Below are 2515 nucleotides of genomic sequence, written 5' to 3'. Positions count from 1 at the left end.
CCACGTGCCGCGGGAGTTGCGTGTGCAGGTACGTGGCGACCGCGTTGAGGTTCGGGTTCTCGAACAACGCCTCGGGCGGCAGGTCGACGCCGTAGCGTTCCTCAACCTCGATCAGCAGGGGGACGGCGAGGGCGGAATCGATTCCCAGTCGATCGAAGTCCGCGTCCGGATCAACCTCCTCCGCGGGTATCTCGAGGAGGCCCGCGACATACTCTCGGCACCAGGTGATAATCTCTTCCCTGCTTGGCTCCACCGTATACCGCGGTACTCGGAGCGGATCTTCTGGCGGTGATTCTCTTCGCCGCCATCCGCTCTTTGGACGGAAGTTTGACATCCCAGGCGAGGCCACTGATCGCGAGTAGTCTGATGAGCCAGTAACCCGGATCGAGGCGGTACCACCGCAGCCCGAAGGAGGGTGAATCGGGGAACGCGTGGTGATTGTTGTGCCACGATTCGCCCAGGCTCAGCAGGGCGAAGATTCCGCCGTTCCTACTGTTCTCCCGGGACTCGTAGGGGCGGGTGCCGAACATGTGCAGGAAGGAGTTGATCCCCCAGATGACGTGTTCGAGGACGAACATCCGTACGAGACCGCCCCAGAGGAAGCCGCTCACCGCCCCGGTCCAACTCTGGTAGACGAGGCCGCCGACGAGCGCCGGGAGCAGGAGCCCGAGCGTCACCCAGTAGTAGTAGAGGCGGGCCACCCGGACCAGCGCACGGTTCTTGATCAGATCCGGCGCGTAGTGGACGACGTTGGGATATTCGTGGCGGCGCATCCACAGGAAGTGCGAGTGGGCCAGGCCGCGGAGCCGGCCCTTCAGACCGTTGCCGGCGAGATTCGGCGAGTGCGGGTCTCCGTCGCGATCGCTGTATTCGTGGTGCCGCCGGTGCAGAGCGACCCAGGACACCACGCCGCTCTGGCCGGTCATCGAGCCGAGTACCGCGAGCGCGGTCGCCGCGGCCGGCGCCGCCTTGAACGCGCGGTGCGTGAAGAGCCGGTGATAGCCGACAGTGATGCCCAGACCGGTCAGGAGCCACATCGAGAAGAGCAGGGCGAGTTCGGTGGCCCCGATCGGATGCACCGCGAGAAACGCGATGGCGGCGGCGGTGCCGGCAATCGGGAGGACGTCGAACAGCAGGAAGTGCCGCCGCTGCAGGCGATGCAGGTAGGAATTGCTGATCGTCTTTCTGCGGGGAGTGGATCCATCGGCCCCGTAGCTGGTTTCAGAGTGCCCGGTTTCAGGAATGTGCGTTGCAGGCTGGAAGCCAGCCATTCTCGACCGCCTCCTCTGGAGGACTGCGGATGGGGTCGTCGGCCCGAACTTTCCCGATCGTAACAGCCGCCGTGGCCGGTTCCGGAACATGCGCCGGAGTAATCGATCGTGAGATTGTGTTTCGTTATCGCCCGTCGTCGAGTCGCATCCGCCGGCTCTCCAGCCCGCGGATAGATGCGAGTGCCGCGGTAGTGCGGGGCGTCACGGTAGTGCGGGGCGTCGCCCAGCACCGTCATAGGGCGACAGCCGGATGGGGAGTGTCTCCAGGCCACGCACGACCAGATGCGGGCGGTAGGAGGGAGGGTCGGTGGCCGGCGTGAGGCTACCGGCCCGGCGCACGAGTGCCTGCAGGGCGATCTCCGCCTCCAGCCGGGCGAGCGGTGCGCCGAGACAGTAGTGGATCCCCAACCCGAAGCCGAGATGACGGGGGGCGGGCGTCGGCCCGGCGTACCGGCGGATGTCGAACCGGTCCGGCTCCGCGAAGGTCTGCGGGTCCCGCCCGGCGGCGGCCAGCATGGTGACGACGACCTCGCCCGCGGCGAAGGAGCGCCCGGAGATCTCGGTGTCGCGCAGCAGGGCGAGCACCGCGTCGCCGATCAGGTTGACCGTGGTCTCGTACCCGGCGACCAGCAGCAGAGCACACAGCTCCAGCAGTTCGGCCTCGGTCAGGCTGTCACCCTGCTCCCGCACCGCCACGAGAAGACCGAGCAGGTCGTCGGTCGGCCGAGCCCGTCTGGCCGCGATCAGCTCCGTGAAGTACGCGTCGAACTCGACGGTGGCCTTCCCTCGCAGATCCACCTCGCCGGCCGCGAGCGCGGCGTCGAGCAGCGACTCGACCAGGACGGTGGTCTGTGGCCGCAGACCGGAGATAACCCGGGGAGTGAACGCCTTGCTGACCAGCTTGCGCAGCCGGGTGTGATCGGGCGGGTTCACGCCGAGGAGCGACCGTAGCCCGCCGTCGAAGCTGTTGGCGGAACGCCAGGCGTTGGTCCTCCCCTCGCCCCGGCCCCAGGCGGCGTCCTGTAGAACGTGCATGCAGTCCTGGTAGCGGGTGAGCAGCGTGACCTGCTGTGCGCCCAGCGGCAGACGGTAGAATGGATCCGCCTCCCGCAGGGCGTTGTAGTTGGGGTAGAGATCATGATATCGGGCCGGATCGAACGCGCCGAAGGCCGGCGACGTGCCGACCGTGGCCGCACCAGACGGTGAATCGGCATCCATTGTCGGATCTGGATCTGTCGCTGATC

General features: G+C 67.0%; 3 protein-coding genes. All 3 read right to left on the bottom strand.

Going from position 1 to position 2515, the window contains the following annotated elements; all coding sequences use genetic code 11:
• On the bottom strand, positions 1–253 hold a 253-nt coding region (locus AC08OQ_RS18805), incomplete at its 3' end, for an acyl carrier protein (RefSeq protein WP_476612277.1).
• Positions 171–1271 (bottom strand): acyl-CoA desaturase, encoded by a 1101-nt coding sequence (locus tag AC08OQ_RS18800; protein ID WP_476602277.1) that lies wholly within the window; start codon positions 1269–1271, stop codon positions 171–173. The genes AC08OQ_RS18800 and AC08OQ_RS18805, both read right to left, overlap by 83 nt.
• A gap of 201 nt (positions 1272–1472) precedes the next feature.
• A partial coding sequence (locus AC08OQ_RS18795; protein ID WP_476612276.1) for a cytochrome P450 occupies positions 1473–2515 on the bottom strand: 1043 nt, incomplete at its 5' end.

It is taken from the genome of Frankia sp. CcCS3, assembly GCF_977927575.1.
The sequence above is the reverse complement of the archived record's forward strand: the minus strand, read 5'-3'. Positions and strand labels throughout refer to the sequence as shown.